This window comes from Tetragenococcus koreensis (genome assembly GCF_003795145.1).
GTDB lineage: Bacteria > Bacillota > Bacilli > Lactobacillales > Enterococcaceae > Tetragenococcus > Tetragenococcus koreensis.
The window spans coordinates 282714-298600 of record NZ_CP027786.1; the positions used below are offsets into that span (position 1 = coordinate 282714).

Here is a 15887-nt window from a genome sequence, read left to right on the forward strand (position 1 = left end):
TTGAATGAATAGTTTTGGACAGATCACACAAACAGCCAGTTTCGTTCCTGAAAAAGTCGTGACCAACGATCAATTAGCGCAAATCATGGATACCAGTGATGAATGGATTCAATCTCGTACAGGGATTAAAAAACGACACATTGCAACAACTCAGAACACTTCGGATCTTTGTATTAAAGTAGCAGAAACACTACTTAAAAAAAGTGAGTATGCTGCTGCAGATCTTGATTTTATCATTGTTGCAACGATGTCTCCTGATTACAATAGTCCTTCGGTTGCTTGCTTAGTGCAAGGAGCAATTGGTGCAAACCATGCAATGTGTTTTGATTTAAGCGCTGCCTGTTCAGGTTTTGTTTATGCATTATCAATGGGCGATAAGATGATACGCACTGGTTCTAAAAAGGGCTTGATCATTGGTGGGGAAGTTATCTCTAAAGTGCTAGATTGGACCGATCGGACAACTGCAGTGTTATTTGGTGATGGTGCTGGTGGTGTTTTATTAGAAGCAGCAGAAAAAGAACATATCACGGCTGAAAATCTACAAGCAGATGGGACGCGAGCGATGTCTTTGACGTCTGGTTTTACCGCCGTTAATAATCCATATACAGAAGATGGCACGAAGCAAAGTCCTTACTTATCAATGGAAGGACGCGAAATTTTTGATTTTGCGGTAAGAGACGTAGTACAACAAATCAAAAAAGTGATGGATGAACAAAATAAAGAAATCGATTATTTCTTACTTCATCAAGCGAATGCGCGTATTTTAGATAAAATCGCGAAGAAAGTCAATGTTTCCAGAGCAAAATTTTTACAAAACATGGACAGTTATGGAAATACCTCTGCTGCCTCAATTCCAATTTTATTGGATGAAGCAGTAGCAAGTAAAAAAATTGTTCTTGGAAACCAACAAAATGTGATACTTTCAGGTTTTGGCGGCGGATTAACTTGGGCAACCTTGTCAGTCGTATTATAAACCTGTTAAGTGATAAAATTAGAAAAAATATTGGAGGAATATAACTATGGTATTCGAAAAAATTCAAGGAATCGTAGCAGAAGAATTAGATAAGGAAAAAGACGAAATTAAATTGTCAACAAACATCCAAGAGGACTTAGAAGCTGACAGCTTGGATCTATTCCAAATTATCAACGAAATCGAAGACGAATTTGATGTAAAAATTGAAACAGATGAAGGCATCCAAACAGTCGATGATTTAGTGAAATACGTAGAAAAACAACAAGCTTAATTATCAAGGCTGGGCCCAAAGCCTAGCCTTTGCTTTTGCTGTGAATCACTACGATTTAGCGACCAAGGGGAGCTAAGAGTAGATGATGAACAGTACTAGGACGAGCGAACGCGAGGCGTAGTCACCTTACTTTCGAATCACTACGATTTAGCGACCAAGGGGAGCTAAGAGTAGATGATGAACAGTACTAGGAAGAGCGGAGCGAGGCGTAGTCACCTTACTTTCGAATCACTACGATTTAGCGACCAAGGGGAGCTAAGAACAGATCCTACAAGGTCTTAGCAACTTGTCGCTTAGACCTTGATGAGATCGAAGCGAAAGCGAAGAGATGAACAGTACTAGGAAGAGCGAATGCGAGGCGTAGTGTCCGGAATTTTCGAATGGTTGCAAGCTGGGCAGTAAAAAATGCTTACATAAATGATGAACGAATGACAGCAATTGCAACTTTAATTAGGAGTAGTTTTAAAGGAGAAGCGGATGAAAACAGCTTTTTTATTTAGCGGTCAGGGAGATCAATATCCTGGTATGGGAAAAGAACTCTATGATCAATACGAAATTGTCAGAGACACATTTGAACAAGCGTCAAATGTTTTAAATTATGATATGGCAGAATTATGCTTTACCGAAAATGATAAACTGGATCTAACCGAATATACACAACCTGCTATTTTAACGGTCAGTGTTGCTTTTTTGCGATTACTAAAAGAAAAGGGTATTCAACCTGATGCTGTTGCAGGTTTGAGCTTAGGCGAATATTCTGCACTAGTGGCAAGTGGAGCATTAGACTTTTCCACAGCAGTTGCTTTAGTTGCAAAACGTGGAAAGTATATGGCAGAGGCGGCTCCACAAGGCGTTGGTAAAATGGTAGCAGTCATGAACGCACCGATAGATACGATTGAAGAGGCTTGTAAAAAAGCTAGTGAACATGGAATTGTGGCACCGGCTAATTATAATACGCCTAAACAAATTGTCATCGGCGGTGAAAAAGAAGCAGTTGATCATGCAGTTGATTTATTAACCGAGGCAGGCGTACGTCGTATGATCCCTTTGAACGTCAGTGGCCCTTTTCATACGAAACTTTTAGAACCAGCAGCTAAACAATTAAAAGAAACATTACAAAATGTAACTTTTAATGAAATGCAAATTCCGGTTATCAGCAATACCACTGCTAACGTTATGCAGCAAGACGAAATCAAACATTTATTGGAATTACAAGTTAAATCGCCTGTTCGTTTTTATGAAAGTGTTGCAACTTTAAAAGATTTGGGGATTGAACGCGTAGTCGAAGTGGGTCCTGGAAAGACGATCACAGGATTTATGAAAAAAATTGATAAAACAATAAAAATGAACCGTGTTTCAGATTTGAAGACCTTGCAAGAAACAGAAGAATTTGTTTAATTAATGGAGGAATCTATGGAACTGCAAAATAAAAATGTATTTGTTACTGGCAGTACTCGTGGCATTGGATTAGCTATTGCTAAAGCATTTGCGCAGCAAGGTGCTAACATTGTACTTAATGGACGCAAAGAAATTTCTGCGGAATTAATTGCCGAAATTGAGACTTTTGGGGTAAAATGTATTGGTATATCTGGTGATATTTCTGATTTTTCAAGCGCCAAAGATATGCTTGAACAAGCCCAAGAGCAATTAGGTGAAATTCAGGTGTTGGTCAATAATGCAGGAATGAATAACGACAAATTATTGCTCCGCATGAAAGAAGAAGACTTTGAAGATGTTTTGAAAGTTAACCTAACTGGAACCTTCAATATGACCCAACATATCCTGAAAAAAATGATGAAACAAAAAGCAGGCGTTATTATCAATATCTCCAGCGTTTCTGGTTTGATAGGCAATGTCGGTCAAGCAAACTATGCTGCAAGTAAAGCTGGTGTTGTTGGGTTTACTAAAACAGTAGCCAAAGAAGCAGCACCACGTGGTATTACTTGCAATGCGATTGCGCCCGGTTTTATTGCTACGGATATGACAGATGTTTTGTCGGATAAAATTAAAGCACAAATCAACGAAACTATTCCATTGCAGCATTTAGGTAGCCCAGAAGACGTAGCTAAAACAGCCGTTTTCTTAGCTCAAAGTCCTTATATTACAGGACAAGTGATTAGTGTTGATGGTGGTTTAGTGATGCAAGGTTAAAACAATGCGATTGGCTTTTCGCAAAATGGAGGGAGAAGCATTATGAATCGAGTAGTTATTACAGGTTATGGTGTTGTTTCGCCGATCGGCAATGACCCAGAAACCTTTTTATCAAGTTTACAAAATGGGACAAACGGGATTGATAAAATCACGAAGTTTGATGCAGAAGATACCGGCGTTTCAGTAGCAGGTGAGGTCAAAGACTTTCCCAGAGAGAAATATTTTAAGAAAAAAGATACTAAACGAATGGACCTTTTTTCACTTTATGGCGTTTATGCTGCACTTGATGCCCTTGAAATGGCAAAATTAGACACAGAGAAAACGGATATGGACCGTTTCGGTGTCATGGTGGGTTCTGGTATCGGTGGATTACCAACGATTCAAGAACAAGTGACACGCATGAACGAAAAGGGGGCCGATCGTGTTTCGCCAATGTTTGTACCAATGTCAATTGTGAATATGGTCGCTGGAAATATCGCTATGCGTGTAGGTGCTAAAGGTATTTGCACATCCATTGTTACAGCATGTGCTTCTGGCAATAATTCTATTGGCGAAGCTTTCCGTAATATTAAACATGGTTATCAAGATGTGATGCTTGCGGGCGGATCTGAATCAACCATTTGTGAAATCGGCATTGCCGGCTTTGCTTCTTTAACTGCTTTAAGCCGTAACGAAGATCCTAATCATGCTTCAACGCCTTTTGATACTAATCGTTCAGGCTTTGTTATGGGTGAAGGTGCTGGTGTTCTTTTAATGGAATCACTAGAACATGCTCAAGCTCGCGGAGCTAATATTTTAGGGGAAGTTGTCGGCTATGGTGCTAACTGTGATGCTTATCATATGACCGCACCAAATCCTGATGGTTCAGGTGCCGGAAAAGCCATGAAATTAGCTATGGATGAAGCGCAAATCACTCCTGAACAAATCGGCTATGTTAATGCTCATGGAACAGCAACGCCGGCTAACGATGTATCAGAAGCGACCGCTATTCACTATGGTTTAGGCGAACATGCCAAAGATGTCTATGTCAGCAGTACCAAATCAATGACCGGACACTTGTTAGGAGCTGCCGGTGGAATCGAATCCGTTGCTTCCTTGTTAGCTTTACAACATCAATTTGTACCAGCTAGTATTAATGTAACTGAACAAGATCCAGACATTGATTTAAACGTGGTGAAAAACCAAAGTATCGACGCGAATTTAGACTATGTATTGAGCAATTCAATGGGCTTTGGTGGCCATAATGCGGTATTATTGATGAAACGTTGGGAGGCATAAAGATGCAACAAGAAGAATTGAAAGAATTGCTTGCAATCTTTGATCAATCTACTTTGACCGAATTTGATTTAAAAGACGGAGCTTTTGAATTATACTTTAATAAAACAGCAGCAGCAAGAAGTCAAGCTGGTCAAGGAAATAGTGCTGGAGCTTCAACAGAAACTACTGTAGAATCAGCACCAACAGCCCAACCAGCGACGCAACAAACTGTTCAGTCAAAAACAGCTGAACCAGAAAAAGAAGCGGTAGAAGGAACAGATATCGTTTCTCCAATCGTTGGCGTTACTTATTTACGTCCAGCGCCGGAAAAACCTGATTTCAAAAAAGTTGGGGATCATATCGAAGCTGGGGAAGTCGTTTGTATCGTTGAAGCGATGAAAGTGATGAATGAAATTACCAGTGACGTATCTGGCGAAATTGTTGAAGTATTAGTAGAAAATGAGCAAGTGGTCGAATTTAATCAACCATTGTTCCGGGTGAAAGAAGGCTAAATATGTCAGTAATGAATATTCAAGAGATCAAAGAAATCATCCCGCATCGTTTTCCTATGCTCTTACTTGATCGCATAGAAGAGTTAGAAGAAGGAAAACGGATTGTGGCTAAAAAGAATGTTACAGTTAATGAACCATTTTTTCAAGGTCATTTTCCTCATGAACCAGTGATGCCAGGAGTTTTGATTATTGAAGCAATGGCACAAGCAGGTGCTGTTTCTCTGCTTAGCTTAGAACAGTTTCGTGGGAAAACTGCTTATTTTGGTGGTATTGACAAAGCCAAATTCCGCAAAAAAGTTACTCCTGGCGATACACTAATGTTAGAAGTTGAACTGTTAAAAGTGAAATCTTCTGCGGGCATTGGTAAAGGTATCGCTCGTGTTGACGGAAAAAAAGTAGCGGAAGCAGAATTAACGTTCATGATTGGATAGGTGGATTATGTTTTCAAAGATTTTAGTTGCAAACCGCGGAGAAATCGCGGTACGGATTATACGCGCTTGTCGCGAATTAGGCGTTCATACAGTTGCGGTTTATTCAGAGGCAGATAAAGATGCCCTACATGCTGAATTAGCTGACGAAGCAATCTGTATTGGTCCCGCACGTTCATCAGACTCTTATTTGAACGTTCAGCAAATTTTAAGTGCAGCTATCGTAACCAAAGCAGAAGCAATCCATCCTGGGTTTGGTTTTCTGTCAGAAAACGCACGTTTTGCTGCGATGTGTGAAGAAATGAATGTTGTCTTTATTGGTCCTAAAAGTAAAACAATTGATGACATGGGGAATAAAATCAATGCTAGAAAATTGATGAGAGAAGCAAATGTTCCGGTTATTCCGGGCAGTCCAGGTGCCATTAGCGATGTCGAAGAAGCGGTTCAAATCGCTGATGAAATCGGCTTTCCAATTATGTTGAAAGCTGCAGCTGGTGGTGGTGGTAAAGGGATCCGGAAAGTTTATAATAAAGAGGATTTACCACATCATTTTTCTTCTGCTCAACAAGAAGCTAAAGCAGCTTTCGGCGATGATTCCATGTACATCGAAAAAATTGTTTATCCGGCTCGTCATATAGAAATTCAAATTTTAGCCGATAATTTTGGTCATGTGATACACTTAGGAGAAAGAGACTGCTCTTTACAACGTAATAACCAAAAAGTTATGGAAGAGTCACCTTCAGTAGCTATAGATGAAGAAAAACGACAAGAAATTGGGATGACTGCAGTTAAGGCGGCCCAAGCTGTCGATTATTGTAATGCTGGAACAATTGAATTTTTAATGGATGAAGACGGTAATTTTTATTTCATGGAAATGAATACTCGAATTCAAGTAGAACATCCGATTACAGAAATGGTAACAGGCGTTGATATTGTCAAAAAACAATTAGAAATTGCTAGTGGCCAAGAGCTAACTATTGAACAAAAAGACGTTCAATTTAAAGGGCATGCGATTGAGTGTCGGATTAACGCTGAAAATCCAGCCTTTAATTTCGCTCCATCTCCTGGTAAGATTGAAAACTTATTATTGCCAGCAGGTGGTATGGGCATTCGGGTAGAAAGTGCGATGTATTCAGGCTATACGATTCCACCTTATTATGATTCAATGATTGCCAAAATCATCGCTTATGCTGATACACGCTTAGAAGCACTAATGAAAATGCAACGGGCATTAAGTGAATTAGTTACTGAGGGAATTGTGACGAATGCAGAATTTCAATTAGATTTGATCAGTCATCCCAAAGTACTTTCTGGCGATTATAATACTGCCTTTTTACAAGAAGAATTCTTACCAAATTGGACACCTGAAGATTAGGAGGCGCAGCAAATGGCATTGTTTAAAAAGAAAAAGGATTACATCAAAATCAATCCTAATCGTAATGCGACACCTATGAACGAGCCTTCTGTCCCAGATGATATGTGGGCAAAATGTCCAAGCTGCAAACATATTTTATATACTAAGGAGATCGGTGAAGAAAAAGTTTGTCCCAATTGTGGGTACAATTTCCGTATCAGTGCCAGCCAACGTCTAGCGTTGATCGCAGATGACGGTACTTTTGAAGAATGGGACACTGATATTGAAACAAAAGATCCACTCGATTTCCCTGGTTATTCAGAAAAAGTAAAAAAAATGCAAGAAAAAAACAACTTACATGAAGCTGTTTTAACGGGTATTGCTGATATATCTGGTGAACGAGTCGCACTTGGCATTATGGACTCCCATTTTATTATGGCAAGTATGGGCACTGTCGTCGGTGAAAAGATCACGCGCTTATTTGAAAAAGCCATCGAACAACAATTACCTGTCGTTTTATTTACTGCTTCAGGCGGTGCTCGGATGCAAGAAGGCATCTTTTCTTTAATGCAAATGGCTAAAGTATCAGCAGCCGTAAAAAATCATAGTAATGCTGGATTATTGTACCTAACCGTTTTAACTGATCCGACTACCGGTGGCGTCACGGCAAGTTTTGCGATGCAAGGAGATATTATTATTTCCGAACCACAAGCACTCATTGGTTTTGCTGGTAGACGAGTGATCGAAAATGCGATCAAACAAGAATTGCCAGAAGATTTTCAACGAGCAGAATTTCTTTTGGAACATGGTTTTATTGATCAGATTGTTACGCGTAAGGAATTAAAAGCGCGTATCTATGAATTAATTCATATGCATACGATGAAAGGGTGGCGTTAAGATGAAAAGATCTGCACATGAGATCGTTCAACTAGCTCGCGATCAAAAACGCCTGACCTCTTTGGATTATATTGAACGTATCTTTGAAAACTTTCAAGAATTTCACGGCGATCGTTATTATGCAGATGATGAAGCTGTGGTTGGTGGCGTTGCTTTATTAGACAACAAGCCAGTGACAGTGATTGGAATTCAAAAAGGTAAAAATTTACCAGAAAATTTAAGACGTAATTTTGGCTCTGCTAAACCTGAAGGTTATCGTAAAGCACTACGCCTAATGAAACAAGCTGAAAAGTTTGGTCGTCCTGTTGTTACCTTTATTAACACTTCTGGGGCGTATTCTGGTGTCAGTGCAGAAGAACGTGGTGAAGGGGAAGCAATTGCCAAAAACTTGTTTGAAATGGCTGACTTAAGTGTACCCATTATTTCAATTATTATCGGTGAAGGCGGCAGTGGTGGGGCACTAGCATTAGCCGTGGCTGATGAAGTTTGGATGCTGGAAAATTCTATTTATGCCGTGTTGCCACCAGAAAGTTTTGCTTCGATTTTGTGGAAAGATAGTAGCCGTGCGGAGGAAGCTGCGGACTTGATGAAGATTACGGCTCAAGAATTAAAAGAGCTGGATGTTATTGAGCAAGTCATTCCAGAATCATTCCGTGGCGAACCCATATCAGAAGAAGCAATTTTGCGGCGAGTCAAAGCCGATTTAACTTGGAAATTAAATGATCTTGCTAAAAGAGAACCTGCTAAATTAGTGCAAGACCGCTATGAACGTTTCCGTAAATTTTAAACAAAAATCACCGAGCCGTATAGTGGTCCGGTGGTTTTTTAGTTATAAAGGAAGGTACAGTTAACTTGCCTTCTTTTTGCTGTATTAAATAATTTGATAAGTAGCGGGAAGTGAAAATTTTATTGAGGCTTATAGTGGTGAGAAAAAAGAGGTTGTTATTTGTAATTAAACCGTGACAGCTACTAATGGCAACGACCCTATTTTCCAAAAGATAGAGAGCATTTCTCGAAAGTAATTCTAGAAATAGGGAAAACTAGAGTAGGATTCGAAAAGTAGCTCTAGAAATAGGGAAAACTAGAGTAGGATTCGAAAAGTAGCTCTAGAAATGAGGGAAACTAGAGTAGGATTCGAAAAGCAGCTCTAGAAATAGGGAAAACTAGAGTAGGATTCGGAAAGTAGCTCTGGAAATAGGGAAAACTAGAGTAGGATCAGGAAAGTAACTAGAAATGAGGGAAACTAGAGTAGGATTCGAAAAGTAACTTTAGAAATTGGAAAAACTAAAGTAAGAACAGAAGTTGCCTCTTTATCTTTTCAAACATGGAAAGCCAATTCGTATTCTACCCCTTCTCTGTGTCTTTGCTCCTATGGTGTTGAATGCCTGTAAGCTTTTGTAAAATATATCTTTATAACTTAAAAAGTTAAGTGGGGGTAAATATTTTAGTTGAAATTTGAAACGTTATAATAATAAAAAATAACATATAAGGAGACGAACAATGAAGATAACTGATGAGATGATTCACCCTGAACTACGCTCGATCGGAAAAATGATTCGGTATGGCTTTCATTTTAAAAACGAAAATACTTTTTCTCATATGCAAAAGATATTGAATGTTACACGCGGCATTTTACGGCCTAAAAATCTTCAATGGAAAAATTATGTGACACTTTCTTTGCATAACGATCAACTAAAATTTGCCGTGGCTAAAAGCAATAAACCCAAAAATGAAGCAGTAGGCCTTCTTTGGGTTCACGGAGGTGGCTACGCTTTAGGCGCACCAGAACAAGATGGAGGGTTTGTTCAAAAATTTATTGAAGCCACTAATTGCGTAGTTGTATTACCTGATTATCGTCTATCAACCGAAGCAGCTTTTCCTGCAGCTTTAGAAGATTGCTATGACACATTGCTTTGGATGAAAGATCATGCGAGCGAATTAGGTATCCGTTTCGATCAAATTTTTGTGGGAGGCGATAGCGCAGGCGGTGGATTAGCTGCAGCAGTGTCACTTTTAGCACGTGACCGTGGGGAAGTCAATATTGCTTTTCAAATGTCTCTTTATCCCATGTTGGACGATCGTATGATGACGTCTTCTATGCAAAATAACGATGCACCTATTTGGGACAGTCATGCGACTCAAGTGGCTTGGCAAATGTATTTAAAAGACCATTTTCAAACAGAAGATGTATCAAGCTATGCTGCACCAGCCAGAGCTACTAATTATCATAACTTACCACCAACTTATACTTTTGTCGGTGACATTGAGCCTTTTTACGATGAGACCAGGATATATATCAAAAACTTACAACAAGCGGGCATCCCAGCTACTATGGATATTTACCCAGGCTGTTTTCATGCTTTTGACCAATTCGATCAAACAAAAATAGCACAAAAAGCAACGATAAATTATTTAGCTCATTTTATTTTTGCTACAAATCATTATTTTGCAGCACAAACGTAGTTAATTATTCTATTTTAGTATTAATACAGCGATGAATAAATGTATAAAAGGAAACGAGGTAAGTCAATATGGAAGAATTTCGTTATTGTCGCGAATCAAAAGTTATTCAAAATCATCGAATTTTCCCCTTTGATTTGAACCCTTTTGGCGCTTTATTTGGTGGAAAACTGATGACAATTATTGATGATGCGTCATCAATTTCAATCACTAGACACTGTAGAAGAGGCGCTGTGACAGCTTCTATTGATCAAATGAATTTTTTGAAACCACTGAAAAGTAACCACTCAGTGTGTGTAGATTCCTACGTGACCGGAGCCCATCATAAATCAATGGAGGTTTTTGTGAAAGTAATCGGAGAAGATTTGGTTACAGGAGAACGTTATCTGGCGGCTACTTGCTTTATGACCTTTGTCGCTGTTCCTTCTCATATGAACAAAGAAAAAGAATTCACTGTCCCTAAAGTTGTTCCGGAAACAGAAGAAGAAAAAATGGTTTGTGACGGTTATGAAAAAAGAAGACAACAAAGACTGGCAGAACGGGAGGGATATAAAAACTTCGTTGCCAATCTCTCAACGGATTTTCCGTGGTAAATCTAGTATGGGGATGAGGACAAAATTTACTCATTCTTCGCTATGCTAACCCTAAGTGTAAAATTTATTGAGACTCTCTAAAGGATAGACAACAAAAGAAATTGTATTTTCTGTAACTAGCTGGTTGGACAATAATGTTAGAGTTTGTTATTTATGGATATTGTCAGATTTAATGAAAATTTTTTCATTCATGGGGATTCTTTCACGAATACAGTCCCCATCTTTCATTTTTCAGGGAGTAAATTGGAGAGACACTACCTATGTTTTAAAAGATGGGGAGTGTAAAAGAGAACGAACCATTTAATGAGGACAATGATGTTCAAAACGTATTTGATTCGATAAAACTTTTATTACGATGGTGTATGTAGATATAAATTCCTTTTTAGGCTCGCAAAATCCTATCAAAAAAACTTTTACGATTCCTAAATGGGCAGATGATTTGGGTAAGCAACGCTCGTTAAACTTTTCAAAAACGCTAGAAGACGCTTTCGTAGAAAAAGTGAAAAATTAAAAAAGCTCAAGGAAGTAATAAATTCAAGCGAACCCAGCAAACAGATTATGGAACTGTTTGCTGGGTTTTTATTCGGCTTTTGCATGAATTCCACATATTTAAATAACAACTTTCTTATTACCGATTGCGATTTAACCTAAGGTAAGGTAACATTAAAATACAAAATTGTACTTAAAAAAGCAAACGAATCTTTGTTTTTTATATTGGGGAAAAAGAGATAGTTGGTACAGTTTGTTATTCATACTGTTAAAAAGGGAGTGGGGATTGTGTTAGAAGTGAAAAACTTGTCGAAATCTTTTGGCAATTATAAAGCAGTAGATGATTTAACCTTCACCATTGATAAGGGTCAAATTATGGGGTTAATTGGTCAAAATGGTGCGGGGAAAACCACAACCTTTCGTTTGATCCTTAATTTTTTACAAGCGGATCAAGGCGAAATTTTGTGGAATGGACGTCATTTAAGTGACAAAGAATACAATATTATTGGTTATTTACCAGAAGAACGCGGATTATATCCGCGAATCACTGTTCAAGAGCAGCTGATCTATTTCGCACGATTAAGAGGAAAAACGAAAAAAGAAATTTTACCAAAGATTGATGAATGGATGGAAAAATTTCAAGTTAAAGGTAAAAAATCAGATAAAGTCAAGACATTGTCAAAAGGGAATCAACAAAAGATTCAATTGATCGCTACATTGATTCATGAGCCGGATCTCATTATATTGGATGAGCCGTTTAGTGGATTAGATCCGGTTAATGCTGAGCTATTAAAAGATGGAATTATGGACCTCAAGGAAAAAGGATCTTGTGTGATATTTTCTAGTCATAATATGGATAACGTGGAAAAAATTTGTGACCATTTGATTATGCTAAATAACGGAAGGGCTGTTTTAAAAGGAGATGTTCATGAAATCCGGGAATCCTTTGGACGAACCAAAGTCTTTTTAGAATCAGACCTAACAAAAGATGAAGTTGCTCAAATGCCTGGAGTTACTAGTGTAATAGAACAGGATCAACGTTATTTAGAGATTACAGTGGATGATCCTGCAGTTGGAAAAACGATCTTTAACCAAGCAACGACAGAAGGCTATATCCCTATGTTTAATCAACAACCACCTACGCTAGAAGAAATATTTAAAATGAAAGCAGGTGATCGACATGAATAAATTTTGGATTATTGCTGGAGATGTTTATAAGAAAAATGTACGTTCCGTTTCGTTTTTGATTATGTTGTTGGTTCCTTTTATATTAGGGGGAATCGTATACGCGGCTGGGTATTTTGGTAGCCAAAGCGAGGAAGTAGATACGATTGGTATCACGTCTTCTTCAACGGAATTGGCAGAAGGAATGAGTGATTCAGCTCCTGCAGGCTACAATTTTAAAGTTGTTGATTCACAAGATGCAGGGGAAAATGAATTATCTGCTGAAGAAATCGATGCACTTTTCGTTGTCGATACCGCAGATAATAATCAACTTGATGGCACTTTATATAGCGAGTCTAACATGGGACAGTCGGTTGAGTTGACCTTGCAGCAAATGTTGAATGATATTCAGACGAATATGCGGGCGCAAGAATTAGGTTTGTCTGCAGATGAAGTCAACAGCTTGAATCAGCCAGCAGCTTTTGAACAGCAATCCGTTAGTTTTACTGACGCTGGGGATATGCAAATAGGAGAAGATTCTGAAGACTTCAATTTTGCTATTAGCTTTGCAGCGACAATTGTTTTATTTGTTTTTATTATTACTTACGCCGGCATTATTTCACAAGAAATTGCTTCAGAAAAAGGAACGCGTATTATGGAAGTCATTTTATCCAGTACGCGAGCGCAAATCCATTTTTATGGTAAGCTTGTTGGGATTTTGTTCGTTGCTTTAACGCAGATGGTGGTTTATGTTGCAGCTTTCGCGATTAGCTATCAATGGGTAAAAGACATTGAAGTCGTCAAAAACTTATTGGATACTGTTTCACTAAAAGGTGTGTTTGGAACCTTCCTCATGTTTACGTTGGCTTTTTTGATTTTAGGAATTTTTATTTATGCCGTTTTGGCAGCACTTTGTGGGTCTTTGGTAACGAAAACAGAAGACACGTCCAAAGTGATTTTGCCTGTGACCTATTTATCCTTAATCGGTTATCTATTGGGAATCTCTCTAGGTTCGTTTGATCCAAGTAACATTATTATTCGAATTACTTCCTATATCCCATTTCTATCTTCTTATTTGATGCCGATTCGTTTGGCTAACGAAACAGCTTCCATCCAAGAAGCGGTTATTTCTTTAGTGATTTTAGTTGCTACTACAGTTCTATTGACCATAGCTTCAGCTAAGATGTATAAATCAAATGTTTTGGTATATAACGATAAAGGCTTATTAGCGACTCTAAAACAATCATTTACGTTGATGAAAAATAAATAAAATATAGTAAATCCCCCAAAGTTCGTGTGTGGATCGAACTTTGGGGGATTTTATTAGTTAGTGAATTTATCTAACAATAGGACAACACAAATTAGCAGCCTGCTAGTCGAATTCTAGTTTCTGAATTTCATGATGTTTTTGCAATATATTTGTTTAAATCATTATATGTGATAAATACTATTGCCGCATTATGAAAAGTTTTAACCGAGAAGCAAGAATAGAATCTCATTTTACTAGATAGGAAATTGACCAGCATTTTCCACATTGACCTTGAATTGTCTGCCAAGGCTTTTCGATTAGTTGCTATAGTGCCATTTCTTTAGTAGACTGAATTTATAAAAAAATCATTGAGGTGATCCTAATGGATATTAAAAATATTACGCTTGATTCAACGAATAATTCGTCATTAACGATTTATCAAAGTAATACAAATGTTGCTCTTCCAGGAATCGTTATTATTGCTGGAGGAAGTTATAAGGAACTACAGGAAAGAGATACGGAAAGAGTAGCACTGCAATTTGCGACACAAGCTTTCCAATCCTTTGTAGTGAATTACCCGGTGGAAGAACAAAAAAATTATACGGCTGCTAAAGAAGTAATCACACAAGCTTTTTCTTATATTGCAGATCACGCCAGTCAGCTACAAGTAGATATCAATCAGTTGGGAATTATTGGATTTTCAGCCGGAGGGCAACTAGCTGCGGCTTATTCAAATCAAGAAGCAACACTGGCTAAATTTGCGCTTCTTGGCTATCCTGTCATCAAACCTACCTTAGATGAAAAAATGGGCGTTAAGAGTGAAGATGTTTCCCAATTTGTTTCGACAAATACGCCACCAACCTTTATCTGGGGAGCTGTCAATGATCAAGTAACCCCATTTTTAGAACACATCCACGTATATACAGAAGCTTTGGCACGCAACAACGTTCCTTTTGAAGTTCATGAATTTGGCACTGGCGATCATGGCATCGCATTAGCTAATAAATGGACCAGTGTTGTTAATAACGATCGATTGGATCCACATATGTCACGTTGGCTCCCATTAAGTATTGAATGGTTAGAAAAGGTAGTAGGTATTGGATAAGCATTTTTTATGATTACGTAAAAAAATCGCACACTGGAGGGATATTTCATTTCCCAGAATGTTTGGTATCTGTTAAAGAGATTGTGCCAGTGTGCGATAAATGTCGGAAAAGACGCTTCCTTTGCGCCAAACAAAATAAAAGTCATGCATTTTTTGTAAATCGTCGATGACGATTTTTTTTAGTTGACCATTTTTTAATTCCTCTGTTACTGCCGCTTCATATAACGCAGTGACGCCTAAATTATTTTTAACGAAATTCTTCAAAACGCTAATATCTCCAATTTCAAGTATTTGCTTAAAATCATTAAGTAATAGGTTTTGTTTTTCCAAATTTTTCTCAAAAATAGCGCGTGTTCCTGAGCCAGATTCTCTAATAATTAAGGTTTCATTTAATAAATCTTCCAACAAATGGGGCGTTTTTTTAAAAGAGTAGTTTTGTCCTGCGACAAAAACATAGTTCTCCCTGGAATATTGGATAAAACTATATTCTGTTTTGGGAAAATAGCCTTCCAATAAAGCAAAATCAATTGCGCCACTTTGTAACTTATCAAGTAAGTAAGCAGTGTTTTCAACAATCATCGTTAGCTGTATCGACGGATGCGTCTTAAAAAAATCAGCTAATCTCTCTGGTAGGACAAACTCACCAATTGTGCGCGTAGCGCCGAAATTTAAATGGGACACTAAGTGATCATCCTGCAGCATACTTTTTCTTAGCAGCTGGTCATCATAAGCGACAGTCGATAAGGTCTTATGGAAAAGTTTTCCGGCACGAGTCAGTTGTAGCTTTTTCCCTTCATAACTAAACAGCTTTGTACCATAATTTGTTTCTAAGTACTTAATGTGTTGGGACACCGCTGGCTGGGTGATACGTAGTTCTTCAGCTGCTTGAGTAAAATTCATATATTTGCATACGGTTAAAAATGTAGTCGTTCTAAAATCTAGCAACTTTTACAACCTCCTTGCGATAAATTATTTTTATTGGTA

16 protein-coding genes are annotated in these 15887 nt (G+C 38.1%); 15 read left to right on the top strand and 1 reads right to left on the bottom strand.

Annotated elements, in window-relative coordinates; all coding sequences use genetic code 11:
* Nucleotides 1-4 precede the first annotated feature (4 nt).
* The 15 genes from C7K43_RS01450 (at nucleotide 5) to C7K43_RS01520 (ending at nucleotide 14903) form a co-directional block, all read left to right on the top strand.
* Nucleotides 5-973: a beta-ketoacyl-ACP synthase III gene (locus C7K43_RS01450; RefSeq protein ID WP_124005217.1), complete on the top strand. Its 969-nt coding sequence runs from the start codon at nucleotides 5-7 to the stop codon at nucleotides 971-973.
* A gap of 46 nt (nucleotides 974-1019) precedes the next feature.
* Nucleotides 1020-1244 carry an acyl carrier protein gene (locus tag C7K43_RS01455; RefSeq protein ID WP_124005218.1) on the top strand — a complete coding sequence of 75 codons (225 nt, stop codon included), beginning with the start codon at nucleotides 1020-1022 and terminating at the stop codon, nucleotides 1242-1244.
* Nucleotides 1245-1721: 477 nt separating this feature from the next.
* Nucleotides 1722-2642, top strand: a complete 921-nt coding sequence (gene fabD / locus C7K43_RS01460) for an ACP S-malonyltransferase (RefSeq protein ID WP_124005219.1) — start codon at nucleotides 1722-1724, stop codon at nucleotides 2640-2642.
* 15 nt (nucleotides 2643-2657) lie between these two features.
* Nucleotides 2658-3395 (top strand): 3-oxoacyl-[acyl-carrier-protein] reductase, encoded by a 738-nt coding sequence (fabG, locus tag C7K43_RS01465; protein ID WP_124005220.1) that lies wholly within the window; start codon nucleotides 2658-2660, stop codon nucleotides 3393-3395.
* A gap of 42 nt (nucleotides 3396-3437) precedes the next feature.
* Complete coding sequence (fabF, locus tag C7K43_RS01470; RefSeq protein ID WP_124005221.1) at nucleotides 3438-4673, top strand: beta-ketoacyl-ACP synthase II; 1236 nt, start codon at nucleotides 3438-3440, stop codon at nucleotides 4671-4673.
* Nucleotides 4674-4675: 2 nt separating this feature from the next.
* Nucleotides 4676-5164 carry an acetyl-CoA carboxylase biotin carboxyl carrier protein gene (gene accB / locus C7K43_RS01475; RefSeq protein ID WP_124005222.1) on the top strand — a complete coding sequence of 163 codons (489 nt, stop codon included), beginning with the start codon at nucleotides 4676-4678 and terminating at the stop codon, nucleotides 5162-5164.
* Between the two features lie 11 nt (nucleotides 5165-5175).
* Nucleotides 5176-5595, top strand: coding sequence for a 3-hydroxyacyl-ACP dehydratase FabZ (gene fabZ / locus C7K43_RS01480; RefSeq protein WP_186810684.1), 420 nt, complete (start codon nucleotides 5176-5178; stop codon nucleotides 5593-5595).
* 7 nt (nucleotides 5596-5602) lie between these two features.
* Complete coding sequence (locus tag C7K43_RS01485) at nucleotides 5603-6967, top strand: acetyl-CoA carboxylase biotin carboxylase subunit (protein ID WP_124005224.1); 1365 nt, start codon at nucleotides 5603-5605, stop codon at nucleotides 6965-6967.
* Nucleotides 6968-6979: 12 nt separating this feature from the next.
* Entirely contained in the window at nucleotides 6980-7843 is an 864-nt protein-coding gene (gene accD / locus C7K43_RS01490) for an acetyl-CoA carboxylase, carboxyltransferase subunit beta (protein ID WP_124005225.1), read from the top strand.
* A 1-nt stretch (nucleotide 7844) separates the two neighbouring features.
* Nucleotides 7845-8630, top strand: a complete 786-nt coding sequence (locus C7K43_RS01495; protein WP_124005226.1) for an acetyl-CoA carboxylase carboxyl transferase subunit alpha — start codon at nucleotides 7845-7847, stop codon at nucleotides 8628-8630.
* 713 nt (nucleotides 8631-9343) lie between these two features.
* Nucleotides 9344-10306 carry an alpha/beta hydrolase gene (locus tag C7K43_RS01500; protein WP_222591146.1) on the top strand — a complete coding sequence of 321 codons (963 nt, stop codon included), beginning with the start codon at nucleotides 9344-9346 and terminating at the stop codon, nucleotides 10304-10306.
* A 68-nt stretch (nucleotides 10307-10374) separates the two neighbouring features.
* The gene (locus tag C7K43_RS01505; protein WP_124005227.1) at nucleotides 10375-10896 is read left to right on the top strand and encodes an acyl-CoA thioesterase; all 522 of its coding nucleotides are present in this window, start codon (nucleotides 10375-10377) and stop codon (nucleotides 10894-10896) included.
* A 777-nt stretch (nucleotides 10897-11673) separates the two neighbouring features.
* The gene (locus tag C7K43_RS01510; RefSeq protein ID WP_124005228.1) at nucleotides 11674-12573 is read left to right on the top strand and encodes an ABC transporter ATP-binding protein; all 900 of its coding nucleotides are present in this window, start codon (nucleotides 11674-11676) and stop codon (nucleotides 12571-12573) included.
* On the top strand, nucleotides 12566-13819 hold the full coding sequence (locus tag C7K43_RS01515) for an ABC transporter permease (protein ID WP_124005229.1): 1254 nt from the start codon (nucleotides 12566-12568) through the stop codon (nucleotides 13817-13819). Before C7K43_RS01510 ends, C7K43_RS01515 begins: the two co-directional genes overlap by 8 nt.
* A 361-nt stretch (nucleotides 13820-14180) precedes the next feature.
* Nucleotides 14181-14903, top strand: coding sequence for an alpha/beta hydrolase (locus tag C7K43_RS01520; RefSeq protein WP_124005230.1), 723 nt, complete (start codon nucleotides 14181-14183; stop codon nucleotides 14901-14903).
* 72 nt (nucleotides 14904-14975) lie between these two features.
* Here C7K43_RS01520 and C7K43_RS01525 read toward each other — a convergent pair whose 3' ends face one another.
* Nucleotides 14976-15848 carry a LysR family transcriptional regulator gene (locus C7K43_RS01525; protein WP_124005231.1) on the bottom strand — a complete coding sequence of 291 codons (873 nt, stop codon included), beginning with the start codon at nucleotides 15846-15848 and terminating at the stop codon, nucleotides 14976-14978.
* Nucleotides 15849-15887: the final 39 nt, after the last annotated feature.